Raw genomic sequence first — 21015 nt, 5'->3', positions numbered from 1 at the left:
ATGGTGTCCGGGCTGACCGCTGTCCCTGCACGTGCCGGCGCCGGAGGCCCGGGGCCCGCCGTCCTGGTCCTGCCCGGCGGCGGCTACGGCCGCCAGGCGGACCACGAAGCGGAGCCGGTGGCCGAATGGCTCGCCGCGCTCGGCATCCACGCCTTCGTGCTGAGATACCGCGTGGCCCCGGACCGGCATCCGGCCCCGCTGGAGGACGCCAAGGAAGCCATGCTGCATATCCGTGGCGGGTCCCATGGTTTGGCCGTCGATCCGCAGCGGGTCGGCGTCCTCGGATTTTCGGCCGGTGGACACCTGGCCGCCACGCTCTCTACCGCCGTGGCAACGGGCTGCGAGCGCTTCGACGTTCCCGGCGCGGTCCCGGACCTCACCGTGTTGTGCTACCCCGTGGTGTCCTACACCACGTCAGTGCACCAGGGTTCGGTGGACAACCTCCTTGGCGGCGCGCCGTCGTCGGACGTCCTTGAGGAACTTTCCGCGGAACGGCAGGTGACTGCCGCCACCCCTCCCGCATTCATCTGGCACACCGCGGATGACGACGCCGTCCACGTCAGCCACAGCCTGGGCTACGCCGGGGCGCTTATGGGCGCCGGCGTGCCTGCCGAACTGCATGTCTTTCCCCATGGCCGCCATGGATTGGGCCTCGCCGCGGAGGAGCCGGGGCCGGACCAGTGGACGCGGCTGTGCGCAGCCTGGCTCGCGCGAGCCGGCTGGACCTCCCCGTGTTTGCGGGCCGGCAGTCCGGACTAGGCCAGGGCCCGGATGGTCCAGGACGCTGAGTGCGTCTCCCCCGGTTTGAGGTGAAGAAGGTCCGCCCCCGAGTTGAAGGCGTCAGGCGGGCAGGTCATGGGTTCAACCGCCAGCCCCAGCCTGTCCGGGCCAACCGGCTTGTCTGCAGTGTGGATCTGGACCCAGGGCCACTCCGCGCCCCATTCCAGTTCCACGCCCGTTCCCGCCGGATCCTTTACGCGGACCCGGGCCAGCCCGGCGGCGTCGCGGGTGATTCCAGTGAAGGCATGGTCAATCCTTACCGGCCCCAGCCGACGGGGACTGCGGAAGTCGAAGCCGCCTTCCTCCACGGTCTTCCTGCCGATGGGGAGCAGCCGGTCAGGCGTCACGTCGAGGAATTCGCGCGCCGGCACTTCCAGCGTCCATTCGTCCAGCATTCCAGGGCCGGCCACCAGGTAGGGGTGGGGACACACGCCGTAAGGGGCGCTGGCGGACCCGGCGTTCGCAGCACTCACCGTGCTGCGCAATCCGCCGGGACCCAGCGAGTAGGAAACGGAGACCTTGAGATCCGATGGGTAGTGCGGGCCTGCGCCGATCGTGCACACCAGGACCACGCGGTCCTCAGCCGCCTCCCGCACCGCCCAGATCTGCTCGGTGGCAAGGCCGTGGAGCGCCGAACCCCGCTCGGGCTCGTTGACGGGAGCCTGGTAATCGGTTCCGGCGTAGGCATATCTGCCGTCCGCCAGGCGGTTCGGCCATGGGACGCAGATAACCCCGCGATAGTCAGGAACCCGGCCATCCGGACCAAAGCCAACCACCAGGTCCCGGCCGTTGTGCTGCAGTTCCCGGAGGGCGCCCCCGCGGGCTGTGACCACGGCGGTGTAGGGGCCGCTGGCAATGCTGTGTTCCGTGGATGGCATGAAAATCCCCTTTGGGGCCGAGACACTTGTGAGCGCTAACCAGCCTAGCGCATGTGTCCTGGCGCGGCACAAGGAAATCCTCCGCTGGATAGAGTTTCCCCATGGCCGAAGCGGATGCGCTGAACAGCGAGGTGCTTTCTGCCGTCCGTCGTGCGCTGCGTGAACGGGCAGATCCGGTTCGGGGTGCCGGGGCGCAGGCATACATGAAGTCCGCCATGCCCTGCCTCGGTGTGCGCGTCCCCGAAGTCCGCCGGATCGCTGCCGAAGCTGCCGGCGGCACTCCCTTCGCGTCGGCCGGCCAGCTGCGCGCCACTGTCCTTGAGCTTTGGCGGAACGCCGCCGCCCGCGAGGAACGGTATGCAGCCATCGACCTGACCGCTGAGCCGCTGGCGGCGGGTGACATGCTGATGCTGCCCGTTTACGAGGAAATGATTCGCAGCGGCGCGTGGTGGGACTTCGTGGACCCGGTAGCGGCGCGCCTGTGCGGCCTGCTGCAAGCCAACCGTGAAGAGATGTCAGAAGTCCTGCTCGGCTGGAGCACCGACCCGGACTCATGGATAAGGAGGGCTGCCATCCTCTCTCAGCTTAAGGCGAAGGCAGCCACTGACACCGTGCTCCTGGCCCAGGTCCTGGCAACAAACATGGCAGACCCGGAGTTCTTCATCCGGAAAGCGATCGGATGGGCCCTGCGCGAGTATTCAAAGACGGCGCCGGAGTGGGTGGCGGCCTTCGTGGCAGAACATGAGGCAGCCCTCAGTCCGTTGTCCCGTAGGGAAGCGCTCCGGCGCCTCCCTGCCCCCGCACCTGACGCATAACGGCGGTGGCAGGCAGATAACCTGGAGTCAGGTTGACGTTCCGGACCGGGAGCGCGGGGATGGTGCAGCATGCCAGGCCTCCAGCCTGTTACCGGCCCGGGCACCGGCCAGCGCGAGGAGCACACCGCCGAAGGCCATCGCCATGAGCCCGTACACCACGGATTCGGGTGGAGCTCCCCTCAGGGCGTGCATCACCAGCGTGCCCGGCACTAATCCCAGGTACCCTGCAACACCGGCACCCATCGCCCACGGCCATGCCTTCGCCATCACCCGTGCGGCCGGTCCCGGCGGCCGCGAAGGTACTGCGGGCCTGGATGCGCCGATGCCCAGGATGATTCCCAGCAGCGGCGGACCGAAACCGCCACCAACGGCGAACAGCAGCAGCGCGAGCCCGATCAGCACCAGGGGCCCCCGCCGGCGGTGTACGCCGGCCACCGCCCAGGCCCCGAACACTACCGCCACCGCCACGGTCACAACGCCCGAAACCAACAGATCGGGTAACACCGTGAAGGCCGGCTCTCCGTCCAGGATTTCGAACGCTTCGTTCCCGGGCCAGGAACGGAACACCGGACCGTCGGGCGCCACCGGGCCCTGGAGGATCTCGCCCAGCCCGTGCTCCACGCCGGCCAGGGCCGCCAGCAGCCCAAAGACGCCCGTCACGGTGCGCAGCGCCTTGCCGGTCGGCGCGTGGCCCGAATTCTGCATCCGGCGCCTCCTTGAAGTGGGGGATGCTTCGACCGTACGGGCAGCGCATCCCCGGCAGCAGGGTCCAAAGGCCCGTCAAGCGGGCCGGACATCAGCGCCGGAGATGGTGGAGGCCACTAAGCCCGGCGAGGGAGCGTCGAGCGTCGCTTCGAACGCGGGACCGACACGCGGCGCTGCCTAGATGATGGGGCGTTCGACGACGGCCTCGTGCGTTTTGCGGAACAGCCGGCGGGTGCGGGGGTCCCAGAAAACCAGGTACAGGCCAAAGAGCAGGCCGGTCACCGCGGCGGCCACTCGGGCGAGGGCCAGTGCGAAGCCGAGGTCCTCGGTCTGAAGGTACGGGAAGACTTCCAGCTGGTCTGAAATGGCATAGATCATGAAGAAGGAGACAACGAAGTAGAGCGCCTTGACCTGCCAGTCATTCCTGATCCCGGTGACTGCAAAGAGCGGTATCAGCCATACGACGTACCAGGCTTGGATGATTGGAGACAGGAGGACAATCGCGGCCAGAGCGAGGGTGAGGCGGCGCATCAGCCGGTCGTAGTCACCGCGGAAGATCTGCCAGGCGACAATGCCCACGGCAACAAGCTTGCCCACGTTATAGACAAAGCCGGCCAAGGTGGCGCCGTCGAGTCCAAACGAATTGGCCAGGGAGGCAACCACCATTCCGATGAGCCCCACGGGCGCGTACCAGATGGAGATGCTTCCGGGGGCAGAGAGCCCATTGACCCAGCCGAAGCCGAAACCATTGACCAGGCTCATCAAGGCCAGGATGCCGAGGCTCAATGCAGCGGTCAGGCCCCAGAACACGAATTTGCGGAGCCAGCCCGCGTCCCTGCCCGCCCACAGGAGCCCGATGAACGGCAGGAAGACGATGGTGATGGGCTTCACCGCAACGGAAAGGGTTACCAGCACAATGCCGCGGACCACCCGGTGCGTCGCGGAGTAGTAGAGTCCAGCCAGCGCCAGACCGATCATCAGTGCGTCATTGTGGACGCTGGCGATGAAGTTCGTCAGGAACAGCGGGTTCGCAGCGGTGAGCCAGAGGGCCCGGTGCGGATTGATGCCGTGCAGCTCGGCGAGCCGCGGAACATAGATCACGCAGAGGATGACTCCGGCCAAGGCAACCAGCCGGAACAGCATCACGCTTGCCTCCGGCTGGACGTTCGTGGACCACACAACGAACTGTTCAATCCACAGGAACAGCTGACCATAGGGAACGGGGGCTTCCGTCCACATTTTGTCCGCGCCCAGCTGGAAGTAGTTGGACAGAGCCGAGATGCCGTTCTCGTAGGGGTTGAACCCTTCAACCATCAGCCGGCCCTGGCCAATGTAGGCGTAGACGTCGCGGCTGAAGAGCGGCACGCTGAACATCATGGGCAGGCCCCATGCCACAACGGCCATCAGCGTAGCTTTACGGGCCTGCCTGCCCCACACCCTGACCCGCTGCCCCAGCCTGAGCCAGGCACGGACCAGGAGCATGCCTCCTATGGCCAGCAGGACAATCGAGAGGGCAACGCCAACTGCTTCGGCACGCATCCAAATGAACAGCGGCATCCGGCGGAGTTCGGAGACCGGGGCCAGCCAGCCCACGCCCAAGGATCCGATAAGCATGAACATGGAGCCCACGAAGCCGGCAAGGAGCGGGGACCGGGGATTATCCACTTCCGCGCCGCCCGCTGCGACAGTGGCGGCGGGCGCCACCTCCCCCGCCGCAGGCACAGGCGCCGTCATTTCAGGATCGTCCAATCTATCTCGTCTGCGATTCTGCCCGGCGGGCCAACGGCCGGCCGAGGCGCATCCTCACGGGAGCGGGATGACCCGCCGCGTCTTCGAAATCCTAGCATCGGCCGGTGCCCTGAAGGTGTAACGGTAGGCTTGTCCGGTGCCTATATCTAACGAACGCATCGTCTGGATCGACTGCGAAATGACCGGCCTGGACATCAAGAACGACGCCCTGATCGAGGTGGCCGCCCTGGTCACCGACTCCGAACTGAACATCCTCGGCGACGGCGTCGACGTGGTCATCAAACCGGATGATGCCGCGGTGGCCCAGATGAACGATTTCGTCCGCGACATGCACACCAAATCGGGGCTCCTCAAGGAACTGCCGAACGGCAAGACGATGGCCGAAGCGGAAGCCGCCGTCATGGAATACATCACCACATGGGTGCCGGACCCCCGCAAGGCGCCGCTGGGCGGTAATTCCGTGGGGACGGACCGGGTGTTCCTGTCCCGGGACATGCCCGCAGTGGTTGAACACCTGCACTACCGGGTGATCGACGTCAGCACCATCAAGGAACTCTCGCGCCGCTGGTTCGCGAGGGCATATTTCCAGTCTCCGGCCAAAAAGGGCGGACACCGCGCACTGGGGGACATCAAGGACTCCATCGACGAGCTCCGTTATTACCGGGAGGCCGTGTTCGTGCCTGCACCGGGACCGGACAGTGCCACTGCCCTGCAGATTGCCCGCCGCATCACATCCGCCGGGGACGCCGGGCAGCAGGAAGGGTAATCTGCGCCACCTTCGACGGAATTTTCCGCAAAAACCCCAAAAGTGGACAAAGCACCCCTGAAGAGCAGGTAAGCTATATGAGTTGCCTTTCCAGAGGGCCGGTACGCCGGTAAATCTGCAGGCACATGGTGGGCTTAGCTCAGTTGGCAGAGCGCCTGGTTGTGGTCCAGGAGGTCGCGGGTTCAACCCCCGTAGCTCACCCTCACGGGACGGTATGTGCAGCCGTCCAAGAAGGAGGCCGCACCGGAGATCCGGTGCGGCCTCCTTCTTTTTTCGCCGTTTGCACACTTGCACCTGGCACGAGACACCGCTGAAGGACCGCTAAAGATGACCGTTCTGCCAATCACCATCTGGGGAGAACCCGTACTGCACCGCCGGGCTTCCGAGGTGGAAGTGTTCGACGACGAGCTGCGGACTTTGATAGCGGACATGTTTGAAACGAACGACGCCGCCAACGGCGTGGGTCTCGCGGCACCGCAGATAGGCGTGGGCAAGAGGATCTTTGTCTACAAATACGCCAACGACGACGGCGCTCCGCCCACGGGCGTACTGGTCAACCCGGTGCTGACCCTGTCAAAGATTTCCGGCGCGGTACCGGACCCGGACGAGGAAGAAGAAGGCTGCCTGTCCTTCCCTGGCGGGCAGTATCCCCTGAAGCGCGCCGAGTGGGCACGTGTTGAAGGGTTTGACGGCTTTGGACAGCCGGTCAGGTTCGAAGCCACCGGCTGGTTTGCCAGGGTCATCCAGCACGAATATGACCACCTGGACGGAAAACTGTACGTCAACCGGCTGATTGACCGCTATGCGCGCAAAGCCATGAAACAGGCCAAGAAGAGCGGCTGGGGCGTTCCCGGACTGACCTGGATGCCGGGCGTCGACCCGGACCCGTTCGGCCACTAGGGCACCCGGTCACTTCGCCGCAATGGTGGGCTGGTCCGGGCAGGACCCCAGCACGCGCTTCATGGCGCCCTTCTCCGCCTCGGTGACCCATAGTCCGTAGGCTGCCTTGACCGATATTTGGCGGGCCACATAGTGGCAGCGGAAGGATTTATTCTTGGGAAGCCAGGTTGCGGCATCGCCGGCACCCTTCTGCACGTTTGCCGGGCCGTCCGCCGCGATCAGGTTCAGCGGATCGTTGGCCAGGCTCTGGCGCTGCTTGGCTGTCAATCCCTGGGCACCCTTCTGCCACGCGTCACCCAAGGCCACGACGTGGTCTATTTGGACTGCCCGGCTGCTGTCGGAGCCCCGCCGGAAGTCCAAGGGCTGCCCGGTATAGGGCTCGCGGAAGGAGCCCCCTGCCACCCGGCACGTGGAACCTTCCATGAACACCACGGCGGTAAGGTCACGCCTGAGCATGTCGTTGCGGGTGTCGCACCCGTTCCGGTCCACGTCCAGCCACGCCTGGCCGAACGCTTCGCGGTCGTACTTGTCCTTCGCGGCCCGGCCCTTGACGGGAAGCCGTTCCAGCGCGGTGACGGCAGTACCGGAGGGCACGGGGTGCACCGGCACAACGGGCTTCATCCAGGCAGGGTCGAACACTGGGGCTTCGGTGGGGCCGGAGGCCGCGGGCTCCGCCAAGGCAAACTGGCCGGCAGTAAAGAACCAGGACAGTGCCGCCAGCGCACCGACGGCGGCCACTGCCAGGATGCCCCACGCCTGCCGCGAGCGACGGCGGGCACGCCGGTAGGCGGACCAGCTCACAGTCATGGGGACCCGGCCCCTTCTCGGACATCATGCACCAGGAGAGCCTAGGCCGCCTCCCGGGTCGCCCCGTTGTTTTCCACAGTGTGGAGGGCAAGTGGCGGCGCTGGTGGAAGTGTCCGCGCGGGGTTACTGCTCGCGCATCACCCTCCGGAGGTCTTCCTCGGCGATTGCCAGCAGTCCTTCCAGCTGGCGCACCCGGTCCTCGCCGACGTCGCCCGTCTTGTAGGCGGCGCGGGCGCCCTCAAGCAGCCGGACGGCCTCCTTGTGGTTGGCTTTGGCGACGTCGAGGGCGTGCTCAAGGGTTGTTTCGTGCTGAAGCGTCGAATTTTTGTCCATGCCACCAGTGTGGTCCCGTTTCCCGGCTGATTCCAGCAGAATCAGCCGGGAACTCGCGGGACCGGCGGCCCCGGCCTAAACGGCGATCGCTGCGAGGGCCGCGGCGGATTCCTTTGCGGGGAAGGACGGCGGGTTGACCCCTGCCATTTCCTCCATCACGCGGACCACCTGGCAGCTGTAGCCGAACTCGTTGTCGTACCAGACGTAGAGGACGACGTTTTTGTCTGTGGACACAGTGGCCAGGCCGTCCACGATGCCCGCGCGGCGGGAACCGACGAAGTCAGTGGAGACAACTTCGGGTGAGTCGATGTAGTCGATCTGCTTCCGCAGGTCCGAGTGCAGGGACATCTCGCGGAGGTAGTTGTTGATCTCGTCCTTGGTGGTCCCGTTCTCCAGGCGGAGGTTCAGGATCGCCAGCGAGACGTCAGGGGTGGGGACCCGGATGGAACTGCCTGTGAGCTTCCCGAGCAGCTCAGGCAGTGCCTTGGCCACGGCTTTGGCGGCACCGGTCTCGGTGATGACCATGTTCAGTGCGGCGGAGCGGCCGCGTCGGTCACCCTTGTGGAAGTTGTCGATCAGGTTCTGGTCGTTGGTGAAGGAGTGCACTGTCTCCACATGGCCGTGCACGACGCCGAACTTGTCGTTGACGGCCTTCAGCACCGGCGTGATGGCGTTGGTGGTGCAGGACGCGGCGGACACGATCTGGTCAGTGTCCTCTATGGTGCCGTGGTTGATGCCGTGGACGATATTCTTCAGGTCGCCCTTGCCCGGCGCGGTCAGGAGAACCCGTGCCACGCCCTTGCTCTGCAGGTGCTGGGACAGCCCTTCCCGGTCACGCCAGCGGCCGGTGTTGTCCACCACCAGGGCATTGTTGATGCCGAAGGCGGTGTAGTCGATGGTGGCAGGGTTGTCCGAGTAGATGACCTGTACCTGCACGCCGTTGGCCGTGATGGTGTTGGCTTCCTCGTCGATCCTGATGGTCCCTTCGAAGGACCCGTGGACGGAGTCGCGGCGCAGGAGGCTGGCACGCTTGGAGAGATCGTTGTCAGCGCCCTTGCGGACCACGATGGCGCGCAGGCGGAGGCCATGGCCGCCGCCGGCCTTTTCGATGAGGAGGCGGGCCAGAAGCCGGCCGATCCGGCCAAAGCCGTAAAGCACCACGTCGGTGCTGGTGCGGTCGTCGCCGCCGCGCTTGCCCACAACGTCGGCAAGTTCCGCGCGGAGGAATTCTTCCAGCGTGGCGCCGCTGCCCTCTTCCTTGAACTTCTGGTTCAACCGTGCGATGTCGATCGCAGCAGCACCGAGCTCCAGGCCGGCCAGGGTGTTCAGCAGCGGCGCGGTCTCCTCCAGGAGCAGCTCGTCCTTGCTCATCCGGCGTGCAAAACGGTGCGCCTTGAGGATGTTCATGGTGGACTTGTTGATCAAACTCCGGCCATGGATGCTGGTGACCACGTTGTTTTCGCGGTACAGCCGGCCGATCACCGGAATCATGGCCTCGGCGAGGGCCTCCCGGCCCATCCACGTATCAAGACAAGAATCTGACGTCTGGCTCACAGAAATACCTTCCTCGGTTCAGCCGTGTACGTCCTCGTACACGGATGTCGGCCACCACATGTTGTGCAGGGGCACCCGCGCCTGCAGGGGTCGGCCCCCAGGCGCCTGGATCGCGTGCAAAGAAAAACCGCCGGCTGCGAACGCAACCCCGGCGGAAGAACTCCTGCGTCCGGTCTCCATTCTAAGTTGGCCGGCCCCCCTGAACCGGCCGGAACCACGTGAAATCACTCACAGGGAACGGCCTTGCGCCCGGGGCATCAGTTGTGGATGGCCGAATAGAGATTGAGGCTGGCCGAAAACACAACCCACGAAAAATAGGGCAGCATCAGGAGGCCGGCAGCCGGGCTCACCGGACCGAACCGCACAACGAGGAAGGCGAGGGACGCCGCCAGCCCGGCAATCACCAGGAAAGCAGCCCAGAGTGCAGCGGCTCCAAATACCGGAAAGAGCCCGAAGAAGGCCAGCGGCCACGCGGCGTTGAGCACCAGCTGGACAAGGTACCCGGCCAGGGCGCCTCCCCTCAGCTCCCCTTTCCGCCAGACGAGCCAGGCGGCAACCGCCACCCCCGCGTAGAGCAGCATCCACATGCTCCTGAACATCCAGCCCGGCGGCATCCAGGGAGCCTTGACCGACCCCGCGAACCAGCCGCCGGAATTCAGGATGATGGGGACCGACGCCAAGGCCCAGGCTGCAGCGGAGAGCGCAAGGAACCCGGCCAGGGCAACAGCCTGCCGTCCGCGGGCGGAACCCTGCGGTTGGGCGGCTCCATAGCCGGAGGGCGGGTCAATATTTGCGGGCACGGTTCAGGATCCCCAACACAACTCTCAAGGTCAAACCGGAATGGGTGGATGGGTTGACCGATACGCCGGGTTCTGTGCTCCCGCCACGTTGCCGGTGCGGGAGTAGCGGCCATCCATCTACGAGCGCCGTTGCCGGCGCCCTCCAGCGGCCTACCCGGACACTCGGGCGGGCAGCCCTCAAACGTGTCCTGTCTGGCCTTGCTCCGGGTGGGGTTTACCTAGCCTTCCCGGTCACCCGGGAAGCTGGTGGTCTCTTACACCACCGTTTCACCCTTACCTGGTTCGTGCCGCTTTCAAACCGGCGCGACCCAGGCGGTCTGTTCTCTGTGGCACTGGCCTGCGGGTTACCCCGAGTGGGCGTTACCCACCACCCTGCCCTGTGGAGCCCGGACGTTCCTCGAGCCACTTGCGTGACGCGCGGCCGCCTGGTCAACCCATCCAGGTCCAGTCTACCGGCGCGGTGCCGCATTCCCTGCGCCGGTAGGATCGGACGGTGCTGATTCTGCTCCCCCCTTCCGAAGGCAAGACGCCCGCGATCAGTGGTTCCGCCGTCGATTGGCCTTCCCTGAGCTTCCCGGACCTGAACTCCTGCCGCGCCAAGGTGCTCGACGCACTGGGGGCGGTGAGCGCGCACGAGGACGCCCTCGCGTTGCTGGGGGTCGGGGCCTCGCTGAAGGACGACGTCGACCGCAACACCCGGCTCCACGCTGAACCCGCGGCTCCCGCCCACCAGATCTACTCCGGCGTGCTGTACGACGCACTGGGCTACAAGACGCTCACCCCTGTGCAGCGGCGCAAGGCAGACGAGTCGGTGCTGGTGATCTCCGCCCTCTGGGGCGCCATCCGCTTCGGCGACAGCGTGCCCGCCTACCGGCTGTCAATGGGGACGGCGCTGCCCGACGTCGGCCGCCTCGCCTCGTTCTGGAAGCCGCACCTGTCCAGTGCGCTGGCGCCGCTCACCGAGGGGCAGCTGCTGGTTGACTGCCGGTCCAGCACCTACGCCGCAGCGTGGGCGCCGCCGCCGGCGCAGACCGTTACGGTCAACGTGTTCACCGAAGTGCAGGGCGTGCGGAAAGTGGTGAGCCATTTCGCCAAGCACACCCGCGGCGAACTGGCACGGCACCTGCTGGCCCGGCGGGGCAAGGCTCCAGCGACGCCGTCGGACCTTGCAAAGGCCGCCCGGGAAGTGTGGCAGGCAGAGCTCGTGGACGGGTCAGCGAGGAAACCCCACGCGCTAAACATCATCCTGCCGGGCTGATTCCCCCGCCCCTCCCCCAACTAGGTAGCGCTAAGTGTCGTTATGAGCCGCCAAAACGACACTTAGCGCTACTTAGTTGGGTCAGGCCCACTCCTCCGAGCGCACCAGGATGGCGCCCGAGTCCGGGCAGAAGACGATGTCGTCGGCCGCGGCTGCCTTGATCTCGGCCAGGTCGCCGGGGCTCAGCTTCATGCCTGACGCTTCGGACGTGCCGTGGAACAGCCGGGCGGCGCCCACGCCCCGCTTGGCGAGCGTTTTTTCGTAGACGGCGAGCAGGCCGGCGTCGAGCCCAGCAGCGAATTCGGCACGGCGGGTGCGGAGCCCGCTCGCTTCCGCCTCCACCTCAGCCAGTTCCGCATCCAGCTCGGCGCGGATGGTGCCGAAGGATCCCTGGATATCGTCCACGATCCCCTGCTGCGCCGCCTGCCTGGCGCGAAGGGAGTCCAGCCGCTCCATTACCTCGAGTTCGATGTCCTCAAGGTCCGAGCGACGCTTGTTGAGCGAGGCGATGTCCTTCTGGAGGGCCACCAGGTCCTTGGACAACCCGGTGCCGCTGTTCAGCCGCGCCTCGTCCCGCTGGATTCGCGAGGCGACCTGTTCCACGTCCGCCTCGGCCCGCTTCAGTTCGGCCTCGGCGTCATGGACAGCCACCTTCGCCGCACCAAGCTCGCCATTGGCAACAGACAGGGCCGCCTCAAGGTCCTTGATGCGGGGATCGTTTTCCAGGGAGCGGCGGCGGTTGGCGAGCGACTTAAGCTTGGCGTCCAGCCCCTGCAGCTCAAGCAACTTCAACTGTTCCGCCGGTGCTGCCTTCGCCACATTTACCTCCGCTTGATCCCTACCGGCCGGGGCCGGGCACCTGATCGGCGCTTCCTAGACTCTAGCGCGTGGCCTGCTCCCCCGCCTCGCTGCGTCGCCACCGGACCTCGCACTCAAGGCCTAGCCCGGGGTCAGGATGAAGTCCCAGGGGTCGCTGTTGGTAGTGCTGACCCGGATTTCAACGTCATGGCCCTGGTCGGCGAGGACATTGCCCAGCGCAGCCGCAGCGGCAGGCAGCCACAGCCACTCGCTGGCGAAATGGGACACATCCACCAGGTAGGGCCGGCCGTTCAGGGCGGCCTCCCGGGCTTCCGACGCCGGGTGGTGACGCAGGTCAGCGGTGACATAGACGTCCGCGTTGCTGGCTCTGACCTCATTGAAGAGGGAGTCCCCGGCACCACCGCATACGGCGATGCGCCGGACCAGGCCGTCCTTGTCGCCGGAAACCCGCACTCCCCCGGCAACGGACGGGAGGATCCCGAACACGCGGGCCGCAAAATCGCCGAGGGTCATGGCCTCCGCCAGGTCCCCCACCCGCCCGATGCCCTCTTCAGGGAGGCCGTTTGCGGCCACCGTGAGCGGGGCGGCGTCCTGGAGGCCGAGCGCGTCGGCGAGGACGTCGGATACGCCGCCGACGGCGGAATCACCGTTGGTGTGGACGGTCAGCAAAGCGGTGCCGGACTCGATCAACCGGTGCACTGCCCGGCCTTTGGGGGTGGTGGCGGCGACGCTGGTGACGCCCTTCAGGAGGAGGGGATGGTGTGTGATCAGGAGTTCCGCGCCCCACTCCACCGCCTCCTCAATGACTTCCAGGGTTGGGTCGACGGCGAACATCACCTTGGTGACGGGCGCGGAGGGATGGCCTGCCACCAGTCCCACTTCGTCCCAGTTCTCTGCCAGGGATTCGGGCCACAGCTCTTCCACGGCCAGGAGCAGTTCACCCAGGGTGGGCGCCTCCGCGGACTCCGCTGCCCCAGGCCCGCCGGAGGGTGCGCCGCCGTTGCCAGTGCCGCCGTCGATGTTGTCCGGGCCGGTAACGTCGGTGTCCGCAGGTTCCATAGTCTTAGTTTTACCCCATCGGGCCGTCCGGACCGCACGTTTACAGCCGCCGCCCCTGGACGGCCCGGGAATCTTCCCGCGCCCCCAACCATTGAAGAGGTCATGAAAACTTTTGTTTTAGGCGGAGGCTGCTTCTGGTGCCTCGACGCCGTTTACCAGAAGACCAAGGGCGTCAGCTCGGTGGTGTCCGGCTATACCGGGGGCCACGATCCGCAACCGGACTACTACTCGGTCTGCAACGGCACCACCGGCCATGCCGAGGTTGTTGCCGTGACGTTCGACGAGGAGACCATCCCGGCGGAGGTTATCCTGGACATGTTCTTCGCCCTGCACGATCCCACCACGCTGAACCGCCAGGGCTACGACGTCGGCACCCAGTACCGTTCGTCGATGTTCTATGAGACCACCGAAGAGAAGATCCTCTTTGAGGAAGCGATCGACCGGAACCAGGCACTGTGGGCCCATCCGATTGTCACGGAGGTCAGCCGGCTGCCCCGCTTCCATGTCGCGGAGGAGTTCCACCAGAACTATTACGCCAAGCATCCCGAACAGGGGTACTGCCAGGTGATCATCAACCCCAAGCTCGCCAAGGCCAGGAAATATTACTCTGCATGGCTTAACGCTTAGCCACGCTTACGCGGCCTCGTTAGGCTGACCTCAGTATTCACCCCTCAGAGATAGGCGTATGTACATGGCACGGATCTATGACGATGTGACACAGCTGGTCGGCGGGACCCCGCTGGTCAAGCTCAACCGGCTCAGCGAGGGCCTGGATGCCACCGTCGCCGTCAAGCTTGAGTTCTACAACCCGGCCAACAGCGTCAAAGACCGTATCGGTGTTGCCATTGTCGATGCCGCCGAGAAGTCCGGTGCACTGAAGCCCGGCGGAACCATTGTTGAAGGCACGTCCGGAAACACCGGCATCGCCCTGGCAATGGTGGGTGCTGCCCGCGGCTACAAGGTCATCCTCACCATGCCGGAGACCATGTCCACGGAACGCCGCGTCATGCTGCGCGCCTTTGGCGCCGAGATCGTCCTGACTCCGGGTTCCGAGGGAATGCGCGGCGCGGTGGAGAAGGCCCAGGAAATCGTGGCCAACACCGAGAACTCCATCTGGGCACAGCAGTTTGCCAACGAAGCCAATCCCGAAATCCACCGCACCACCACGGCGGAGGAAATCTGGGCGGACACCGACGGCGCAGTGGACATCTTCGTCGCGGGCGTAGGCACCGGCGGAACCGTCACCGGCGTCGGCCAGGTCCTCAAGGAGCGCAAGCCCGGCGTCCAGATCGTCGCGATCGAGCCCAAGGACTCCGCCATCCTCAATGGCGGCGCACCCGGCCCGCACAAGATCCAGGGCATCGGCGCCAACTTCGTGCCTGAAATCCTGGACACCAACGTCTATGACGAGGTCCTGGACGCCACGCTTGAGGATTCCGTCCGGGTGGCCCGCGAGCTCGGCGTCAAGGAAGGCATCCTGGGCGGCATCTCCTCCGGCGCCATTGTCTGGGGTGCCCTGGAACTGGCCAAGCGTCCCGAAAACGCGGGGAAGCTGATCGTGGCTGTTGTCTGTGACTTCGGTGAGCGTTACATCTCCACCGTCCTCTATGACGACATCCGCGGCTGATCCAGCCGCTGTTCGCCCGTTTCCTGTAGAAAGAACTTTGTGGGCTTTTTCGCAAGACTAAAGGAAGACCTCGACGCCGCCCGGTCCCACGACCCGGCGGCTCGGGGTTCTTTTGAGAACTTTTTCGCATACTCCGGCCTGCATGCCATCTGGATCCACCGGCTGACGCACTGGCTGTGGCAGAACCCGGGGTTGCGTTTCCCTGCCCGGTTGATCTCGCAGCTGGGCCGGTTCCTCACCGGAATTGAGATCCATCCGGCTGCCACCATCGGCCGCCGCTTCTTCATCGACCATGGGATGGGCGTGGTGATCGGAGAGACTGCCGAGATCGGCGAGGATGTGATGATCTATCACGGAGTCACCCTGGGCGGCCGCTCCCTGGCCCGGATCAAACGCCACCCCACCATCGGTGACCGGGTAACCATTGGTGCCGGCGCCAAGATCCTGGGGCCAATCACCATTGGCCGGGACAGCGCCGTGGGCGCCAACGCGGTGGTGGTCAAGGACGCGCCGCCGGAATCGATTGTCACCGGCGTCCCCGCGAAGTGGCGCCACCGGGATGCCCAGCGTGAAACCAAGCCTGCGGTGGACCCGGCAGAGTACGACATCGAATACCGGATCTGACAACAGAAGCCGCCAACCCTGGCCGTGTCACCAGCGCCAGGCAAAAGCCAAAGGCCGGCAGTTCCTGAAACTTCAGGAACTGCCGGCCTTTGGCTTTAACCGATAGTGGAGGCTAGTGCGTGTCCACGGCTTCGATCTCGGACTTGTCCTCGCCCCAGAGGGTGTGGAAAGTGCCCTCGGAGTCGACGCGGCCATAGGTGTGGGCGCCGAACAGGTCTCGCTGGCCCTGGATCAGGGCGGCAGCAACGCGCTTGCGGCGCAGGCCGTCGTAGTAGGCCAGCGAGGAGGAGAACACCGGAACGGGGATCCCCAGCTGGACGGCGGTAGCGACGACCCGGCGCCATGCCGGCAGTGCCTCGGCGATGGCCTGCGTGAACGCCGGAGCGAACAGGAGGTTGGCCGGCTTCTCGTCCGCTGCGTAGGCCTTGGTGATGTCCTTGAGCAGCTCGGCGCGGATGATGCAGCCGGCCCGCCACAGGGAGGCGATCTCGTCCAGCTTGAGGTCCCAGCCGTACTCCTTCGCTGCCGACGTCAGCATGTCCAGGCCCTGGGCGTAGGAAACAAGCTTGGACGCGTACAGTGCCTGGCGGACGTCCTCGACGAACGTCTCCGGGATCTCCACGGATGCCTCGTTGCCGGCCAGCAGCTCCTGGCCCAGCTTGCGCTGCTCCGTCTGGGAGGACAGGGCGCGTGCGAAGACGGATTCGGCGATGCCGGAAACCGGGGAGCCGAGCTCCAGTGCGGAGATGACGGTCCATCGGCCGGTACCCTTCTGGCCGGCCGCGTCCACCACGACGTCGACGAACGGCTTGCCGGTCTTGGCGTCCACGTGACCCAAAACCTCGGCGGAGATCTCGATCAGGAAGGAGGAGAGCTCGCCCTTGTTCCAGTCCGCAAAGATCCTGGCCTGCTCGGCAGGCTCAATGCCGGCACCGGAACGCAGGAGGTCGAAGGCTTCGCCGATGACCTGCATGTCGGCGTATTCGATGCCGTTGTGGACCATCTTGACGAAGTGGCCGGCGCCGTCGGTTCCCACCCAGGCGCAGCACGGTTCGCCGTCCACCTTGGCGGAGATCTTTTCCAGCAGCGGGCCCAGGGCCTTGTAGGACTCCTTGGAACCGCCGGGCATGATGGAGGGGCCGTTGAGCGCGCCCTCTTCGCCGCCCGAGACACCGACGCCCACGAAGTGCAGGTCCTTCTTGGCAAGGGCAGCTTCGCGGCGGCGGGTGTCCTCGTAGTGGGAGTTACCGGCGTCGATGATGATGTCGCCCGGTTCCAGGAGCGGCTCCAGCTGTTCGATGACTGAGTCAACAGGCTTGCCGGCCTTGACCATGATCAGCACGCGGCGCGGCTTCTCCAGGGAATCGACCAGTTCCTGCAGGGTTTCCGTCCGGACAAAGTCGCCTTCCGAGCCGTACCTTTCCAGCAGGGCGTCGGTCTTCTCGACGGAACGGTTGTGCAGGGCAACCGTGAAGCCGTTCCTGGCGAGGTTGCGGGCGAGGTTGGCGCCCATCACCGCGAGGCCGGTGACACCGATGTGTGCAGACATCAAAACTCCAATTCGTACGTTGCGCGGATGTGCAGGGCTCCCGTTGCGTCGGAAGCACGATTGCAGACCAAGGGTCTTAATAAAGCATATATATTCGGGAGGTAACAGGAAAGTAACGCCCACCTTGTGGAAGCGTTTGTGTCGCTGCGGTCCCGGCCGGCCGCCTTCCGGCCAACCCGTTCACACTAGGCTTAGCTGCATGACCAGCAGCCTGCACCACCGTGCCATTGAGAATCTTGGCACCCGAATTGTCTCAGGGGAGCTGCCTGCCGGCCATATCATGCTCGCCGAAAACCTTGAGGATGAACTCGGGGTGTCCAGGTCGGTGATCCGCGAGGCCGTCCGCGTGCTGCAGTCCCTCGGCCTGGTGGAGACCACCAAGCGGGTGGGCATCCGGGTATTGCCCCCGAGCCGCTGGAATCCCTTCGATCCCCAGGTCATCCGGTGGCGCCTGGCCAGTGACGCCCGCGGCGCGCAGCTTCGGTCACTTGCTGAGCTGCGGTCCGCCGTGGAGCCGGCCGCGGCCGAGCTGGCCGCCCAGAACGCGCCGGCGCCGCTGCGGCTGGAGCTGGTGGACGTCGCCCGTGCAATGCTCGACGCCGGCCGCAAGGGTGACGTGCCCCGCTTCCTTGAGCTGGACATCCAGTTCCACTCGCTGCTGCTGTCCGGCTCGGGCAACGAAATGTTTGCGAACCTCATGGGCCAGGTGGCGGAGACCCTGACGGGCCGGACCGTGCACGGACTGATGCCGGACCATCCGCACGAGGCCGCGCTCCAGTGGCACATGGACGTGGCGGAGGCAATCGCCCGGGGCGATGCTGCCACCGCCCGGGAGTCGTCAGACAAAATCATGAGGCGGACCATGTCCCAGATGTCCGATACGTGGACCGAGCAACCCCGCGTCTTCATTCCGGTGCAGCGCTGACACCGCTGCGTCGACTTTTTGTTTCCAGAGGTTCACGGTATATTCAACTCAAGCCCTCCACCGCGGCATCCCCCAATAGTCGCGGTGGAGGGTTTTCCAATGCCCGGAGCCCGCCGCCGGCCGGCGCGATTCGCCTAGGCAGCGTCGGCAAGGGCTTCCCTGAGACGCCAGCCCCCACCCAGCCCGTCCCGCTCAAGGAGCATGGTGGTCAGGGCGGAGCCGGCGTTCCTTCCCAGCCTCACCTGAAGCTGCAGGACCTCGACATCCACACGGCTGAGGCCCTTAGGCATCCTGCGGCGCGTCTCCCACCATTTGACATGCTCAAACCACCGGACCGGTTCCGCGCCCACAGCCCATTCCCTGCCATTGCAGAGCACCGCCGCGGGCCTGCCGTCCGTCCCCGTCCGCACAATCACGTGTTCCATTCCTGCAAGCTATGGCAGGGGTCGGACATTCGGGGAAGAGCCCGGATTCCTGGCGGGGCGGAGCAACGCAAAAGCCCCGCCACTTCCACCTGAGGGCGGAAACTGCGGGGCTTGCGTGTGGGTCCTACCGGGATCGAACCGATGACATCCACGGTGTAAACGTGGCGCTCTACCAGCTGAGCTAAAGACCCAAAGTGGCCGGACCGGGCACTGCTGCGCCCTGACCAACGAACATAGACTCTACCCGACATCGGCCCCCGAATGCGAATCGACCGCTGAAGGGCAGCCTGCGGCCTGCCCTTAGACGGGCGGGAGCTCCGACGCCAGCCAGGTCAGCGATTCACTGACGCCCGCCTCAAGCTTGATGGTTGCTTTGTCATCCCCGCGGGTTGCTCCCCTGTTGATAATGACCACCGGTTTGCCCTCCTTGGCGGCGTGCCTGACAAAGCGCAGGCCGCTCATTACCGTCAGTGACGATCCCGCAACAACCAGGGCTGCGGCATCATCGACCATCCGGTAGGAGATTTCGACCCGGTCCTTGGGCACGTTCTCACCGAAGTACACGAAGTCGGGCTTCAGCATTCCTCCGCAGGCGGGGCAGGCCGCCACCACAAAACTGCTGATCAACGCCTGGTCTTCCACCGTGGAATCGGCGTCCGGTGCCATCTCCACCAGCCCCGTCTGTGCCGCCCGGTCCAGGAAATCCGGGTTCAGCTCCTCGAGGATTCCTGCCAGCAGACGCCGCGTATAGGTCCGGCGGCAATTCAGGCAGACAACCTGGTCATACCTGCCATGGAGGTCGACGACGTTAACGCTGCCGGCGTCCTGGTGCAGGCGGTCCACATTCTGGGTGATGAGGCCGGTGAGGTGTCCCCTGCGTTCAAGCTCCGCCGCGGCGAGGTGGCCCTGGTTCGGATCCGCGCGCCGCAGGTGGGACCAGCCGATGTGGTTCCTCGCCCAGTAGCGCTGGCGGTTGGCGGACGCCTTGACGAACTCCTGGTAGGTCATGGGCGAACGAGGGGGCGAACCGGGTCCCCGGTAGTCCGGGATCCCGGAGTCGGTACTGAGTCCGGCCCCGGTGAGCAGCGCGAAACGGTCCCCTGCCAGTACGTCCCGGATCCGGACCAGGACGTCAAGCTCTTCTGCGGACGGGGGTCCGGCAGGCACTGGCGGCATGCTCGCGAAGCCTGTGAGGCCCACACCATGCCGCTGCCCGCCCACGTGGAGTCAGGCCTTTTCGAGCCCGGCAAGTGCCATGCGGTATTCCCCGAGGTCCCGGGCCTGGCCCCGCGGATTCACCACGCTGTACCGGATGGTTCCGCCCGCATCGATGATGAAGGTGCCCCGCCGTGCCATGCCGCTGTCGGCGTCGAACACCCCATACAGCCTGGCGACCTCGCCGTGCGGCCAGAAGTCCGCGAGCAGGTCGAAGCTGTACCGTTCCTGGGCAGCATAGGCCCTGAGGCTGAATTTGCTGTCCATTGAGACGGCCAGGACGGTGGCGTTCGCATCCTGGAACAGCGCGAGGTTATCCCGCAGTTCGCAGAGCTCACCGGTGCAGATACCGGAGAATGCAAAGGGATAGAACACAAGGACCACGTTCTGGCCCCGGAAGGAGGACAACCTGACCGGCTCACCGTATTGGTTAACGAGTTCGAAGTCAGGTGCGGCCCCACCGACCGCGGGGACAGCTACGGCGGCAGCGGCAAGCGCTGCCGTCACTTGTTCTTCCTGCTCACCAGCCGCGTTGCGCTCCAGTCCTTGGACACGCCCGCTGAGGTGGTAACGTGCAGCCCGGCCGTCGGCGCTGCCTCCTGGATGTCTGCCGGGGAGACATATCCAGCCCGGCCGGACTTGGGTGTCAGCACCCACACCACGCCGTTTTCGCTCAGCGTGGTCAGCGAATCCATCAGGCTGTCAACGAGGTCTCCGTCGCCGTCGCGCCACCAGAAGATGACGGCGTCCGCCACTTCATGGTCGTCCTCGTCCAGCAGCTCAGAACCGGTGAGGTCCTCAATATCGTCACGCAAGTCGAAATCGACGTCGTCGTCGTAACCGAACTCCTGAATCAGATCCCCGTTCTTGAAACCCAATTTTTCCGCCACATTTACCGAAGTGGCGGCGTCGGCCTCGCTCACGTGTACCTCCAATGCCTCATATATGCAGTGCGCATAGTGATTTCCATTACTCCCAAGCCAACACCCTTTGTGCCTGAGCTTCAAGCTGCCGCCCCCGCGATGCGCCATATTCTGCGTCACATCAGGTTCGTCCAGCCCGCTGCCCAGCGGCTTTTCGTCACACAACCAGTATGACGGCGAAATACAACTGGGCCGCCCAAGCCGCGGCTACGCATCGCGTAAGGGACAGAGTTAGAGTGGCAGGTGACAACTATGCCTGCGGGGCAACAACCCTGTAACTCCAATGCAGACGTAGGAAAACTTAGGACCCTGCCCGGCACACATGACCGGGCTGTTGTAACCGATACGTCGCACACGGCGTACGTACGCCGGGCGGTCACCCTGCCCGGCCTGAGTGCGCCACCAATGCGCGCAAAGAGAGGTTGGACGTGGCTGCAGGAGAAGATACCTCCCATATCCTCAGCGGGTTGACTAACCAGCTGCCTGATCGTGATCCCGAAGAGA

Annotated in this window: 23 protein-coding genes, 2 tRNA genes and 1 other RNA gene; 10 read left to right on the top strand and 16 right to left on the bottom strand. The window is 65.3% G+C overall.

The window, feature by feature from the left end:
- The gene (locus tag PV768_RS14490; protein WP_421093373.1) at window positions 1-759 is read left to right on the top strand and encodes an alpha/beta hydrolase; all 759 of its coding nucleotides are present in this window, start codon (window positions 1-3) and stop codon (window positions 757-759) included.
- Here PV768_RS14490 and PV768_RS14485 read toward each other — a convergent pair.
- Complete coding sequence (locus tag PV768_RS14485) at window positions 756-1658, bottom strand: aldose 1-epimerase family protein (RefSeq protein ID WP_421093372.1); 903 nt, start codon at window positions 1656-1658, stop codon at window positions 756-758. The two genes, PV768_RS14490 and PV768_RS14485, sit on opposite strands and share 4 nt — an antisense overlap.
- 101 nt (window positions 1659-1759) lie before the next feature.
- On the opposite strand from PV768_RS14485, the gene PV768_RS14480 reads away from it, so the two are divergent.
- Complete coding sequence (locus PV768_RS14480; protein WP_157241940.1) at window positions 1760-2473, top strand: DNA alkylation repair protein; 714 nt, start codon at window positions 1760-1762, stop codon at window positions 2471-2473.
- Window positions 2474-2500: 27 nt separating this feature from the next.
- On the opposite strand, the gene PV768_RS14475 is transcribed toward PV768_RS14480, so the two are convergent.
- Together PV768_RS14475 and mptB are read right to left on the bottom strand one after the other, a co-directional pair.
- On the bottom strand, window positions 2501-3178 hold the full coding sequence (locus PV768_RS14475; protein WP_421093371.1) for a hypothetical protein: 678 nt from the start codon (window positions 3176-3178) through the stop codon (window positions 2501-2503).
- Between the two features lie 177 nt (window positions 3179-3355).
- Window positions 3356-4912, bottom strand: coding sequence for a polyprenol phosphomannose-dependent alpha 1,6 mannosyltransferase MptB (mptB, locus tag PV768_RS14470; RefSeq protein ID WP_321213771.1), 1557 nt, complete (start codon window positions 4910-4912; stop codon window positions 3356-3358).
- A 151-nt stretch (window positions 4913-5063) separates the two neighbouring features.
- Here mptB and orn point away from each other — a divergent pair, with 151 nt between their 5' ends.
- The 3 genes from orn to def all read left to right on the top strand — a co-directional run bounded on the left by orn (window position 5064) and on the right by def (window position 6593).
- Window positions 5064-5693, top strand: a complete 630-nt coding sequence (gene orn, locus PV768_RS14465; protein WP_323057018.1) for an oligoribonuclease — start codon at window positions 5064-5066, stop codon at window positions 5691-5693.
- A gap of 128 nt (window positions 5694-5821) precedes the next feature.
- Window positions 5822-5894 (top strand) — tRNA-His (locus PV768_RS14460).
- Between the two features lie 126 nt (window positions 5895-6020).
- Window positions 6021-6593: a peptide deformylase gene (def, locus tag PV768_RS14455; RefSeq protein ID WP_157241937.1), complete on the top strand. Its 573-nt coding sequence runs from the start codon at window positions 6021-6023 to the stop codon at window positions 6591-6593.
- 9 nt (window positions 6594-6602) lie between these two features.
- Here the strand turns inward: def and PV768_RS14450 are convergent, their stop codons facing one another.
- The 5 genes from PV768_RS14450 to rnpB form a co-directional block, all read right to left on the bottom strand.
- Window positions 6603-7400, bottom strand: a complete 798-nt coding sequence (locus tag PV768_RS14450) for an HNH endonuclease family protein (protein WP_157241936.1) — start codon at window positions 7398-7400, stop codon at window positions 6603-6605.
- A 123-nt stretch (window positions 7401-7523) separates the two neighbouring features.
- On the bottom strand, window positions 7524-7733 hold the full coding sequence (locus tag PV768_RS14445) for a hypothetical protein (protein WP_157241935.1): 210 nt from the start codon (window positions 7731-7733) through the stop codon (window positions 7524-7526).
- Window positions 7734-7808: 75 nt separating this feature from the next.
- Window positions 7809-9287, bottom strand: a complete 1479-nt coding sequence (locus tag PV768_RS14440) for a glyceraldehyde-3-phosphate dehydrogenase (protein ID WP_370460685.1) — start codon at window positions 9285-9287, stop codon at window positions 7809-7811.
- 257 nt (window positions 9288-9544) lie between these two features.
- Window positions 9545-10087, bottom strand: a complete 543-nt coding sequence (locus PV768_RS14435) for a TspO/MBR family protein (protein WP_321213772.1) — start codon at window positions 10085-10087, stop codon at window positions 9545-9547.
- 45 nt (window positions 10088-10132) lie between these two features.
- Window positions 10133-10524, bottom strand: an RNA gene (rnpB, locus tag PV768_RS14430) — RNase P RNA component class A.
- A gap of 56 nt (window positions 10525-10580) precedes the next feature.
- Between rnpB and PV768_RS14425 the strand changes: the two genes are divergently transcribed.
- Entirely contained in the window at window positions 10581-11345 is a 765-nt protein-coding gene (locus tag PV768_RS14425) for a YaaA family protein (protein WP_421093370.1), read from the top strand.
- Between the two features lie 81 nt (window positions 11346-11426).
- On the opposite strand, the gene PV768_RS14420 is transcribed toward PV768_RS14425, so the two are convergent.
- Entirely contained in the window at window positions 11427-12164 is a 738-nt protein-coding gene (locus PV768_RS14420; RefSeq protein WP_321213774.1) for a zinc ribbon domain-containing protein, read from the bottom strand.
- 120 nt (window positions 12165-12284) lie between these two features.
- Window positions 12285-13223, bottom strand: coding sequence for a Nif3-like dinuclear metal center hexameric protein (locus tag PV768_RS14415; protein WP_321213775.1), 939 nt, complete (start codon window positions 13221-13223; stop codon window positions 12285-12287).
- 102 nt (window positions 13224-13325) lie between these two features.
- On the opposite strand from PV768_RS14415, the gene msrA reads away from it, so the two are divergent.
- The 3 genes from msrA (at window position 13326) to epsC (ending at window position 15474) form a co-directional block, all read left to right on the top strand.
- Window positions 13326-13850, top strand: coding sequence for a peptide-methionine (S)-S-oxide reductase MsrA (gene msrA, locus PV768_RS14410; RefSeq protein WP_157241933.1), 525 nt, complete (start codon window positions 13326-13328; stop codon window positions 13848-13850).
- 64 nt (window positions 13851-13914) lie between these two features.
- Window positions 13915-14850, top strand: coding sequence for a cysteine synthase A (cysK, locus tag PV768_RS14405; protein WP_157241932.1), 936 nt, complete (start codon window positions 13915-13917; stop codon window positions 14848-14850).
- 39 nt (window positions 14851-14889) lie between these two features.
- Window positions 14890-15474 (top strand): serine O-acetyltransferase EpsC, encoded by a 585-nt coding sequence (epsC, locus tag PV768_RS14400; RefSeq protein ID WP_421093369.1) that lies wholly within the window; start codon window positions 14890-14892, stop codon window positions 15472-15474.
- A gap of 112 nt (window positions 15475-15586) precedes the next feature.
- Here the strand turns inward: epsC and gndA are convergent, their stop codons facing one another.
- Window positions 15587-17023: an NADP-dependent phosphogluconate dehydrogenase gene (gndA, locus tag PV768_RS14395; RefSeq protein WP_157241931.1), complete on the bottom strand. Its 1437-nt coding sequence runs from the start codon at window positions 17021-17023 to the stop codon at window positions 15587-15589.
- Window positions 17024-17222: 199 nt separating this feature from the next.
- Between gndA and PV768_RS14390 the strand changes: the two genes are divergently transcribed.
- Window positions 17223-17948: a FadR/GntR family transcriptional regulator gene (locus PV768_RS14390; protein ID WP_157241930.1), complete on the top strand. Its 726-nt coding sequence runs from the start codon at window positions 17223-17225 to the stop codon at window positions 17946-17948.
- A gap of 134 nt (window positions 17949-18082) precedes the next feature.
- On the opposite strand, the gene PV768_RS14385 is transcribed toward PV768_RS14390, so the two are convergent.
- The 5 genes from PV768_RS14385 to PV768_RS14365 form a co-directional block, all read right to left on the bottom strand.
- On the bottom strand, window positions 18083-18373 hold the full coding sequence (locus PV768_RS14385) for a hypothetical protein (protein WP_421093368.1): 291 nt from the start codon (window positions 18371-18373) through the stop codon (window positions 18083-18085).
- A 118-nt stretch (window positions 18374-18491) separates the two neighbouring features.
- Window positions 18492-18564: transfer RNA gene (locus PV768_RS14380), tRNA-Val, on the bottom strand.
- A 109-nt stretch (window positions 18565-18673) separates the two neighbouring features.
- The gene (locus PV768_RS14375; RefSeq protein WP_321213778.1) at window positions 18674-19594 is read right to left on the bottom strand and encodes an NAD-dependent protein deacetylase; all 921 of its coding nucleotides are present in this window, start codon (window positions 19592-19594) and stop codon (window positions 18674-18676) included.
- A gap of 6 nt (window positions 19595-19600) precedes the next feature.
- Window positions 19601-20095, bottom strand: a complete 495-nt coding sequence (locus PV768_RS14370; protein ID WP_421093367.1) for a peroxiredoxin — start codon at window positions 20093-20095, stop codon at window positions 19601-19603.
- On the bottom strand, window positions 20092-20511 hold the full coding sequence (locus PV768_RS14365) for a DUF3052 domain-containing protein (protein ID WP_321213780.1): 420 nt from the start codon (window positions 20509-20511) through the stop codon (window positions 20092-20094). The genes PV768_RS14370 and PV768_RS14365 overlap by 4 nt, the downstream gene beginning before the upstream one ends.
- Window positions 20512-21015 lie beyond the last annotated feature (504 nt).

The sequence above is a fragment of the Pseudarthrobacter sp. CC4 genome (assembly GCF_048957775.1).
In the GTDB taxonomy this organism is placed as follows: Bacteria; Actinomycetota; Actinomycetes; order Actinomycetales; family Micrococcaceae; genus Arthrobacter.
Note: the sequence above shows the minus strand (reverse complement) of the source record. Positions and strands in the feature narration are given on the sequence as shown.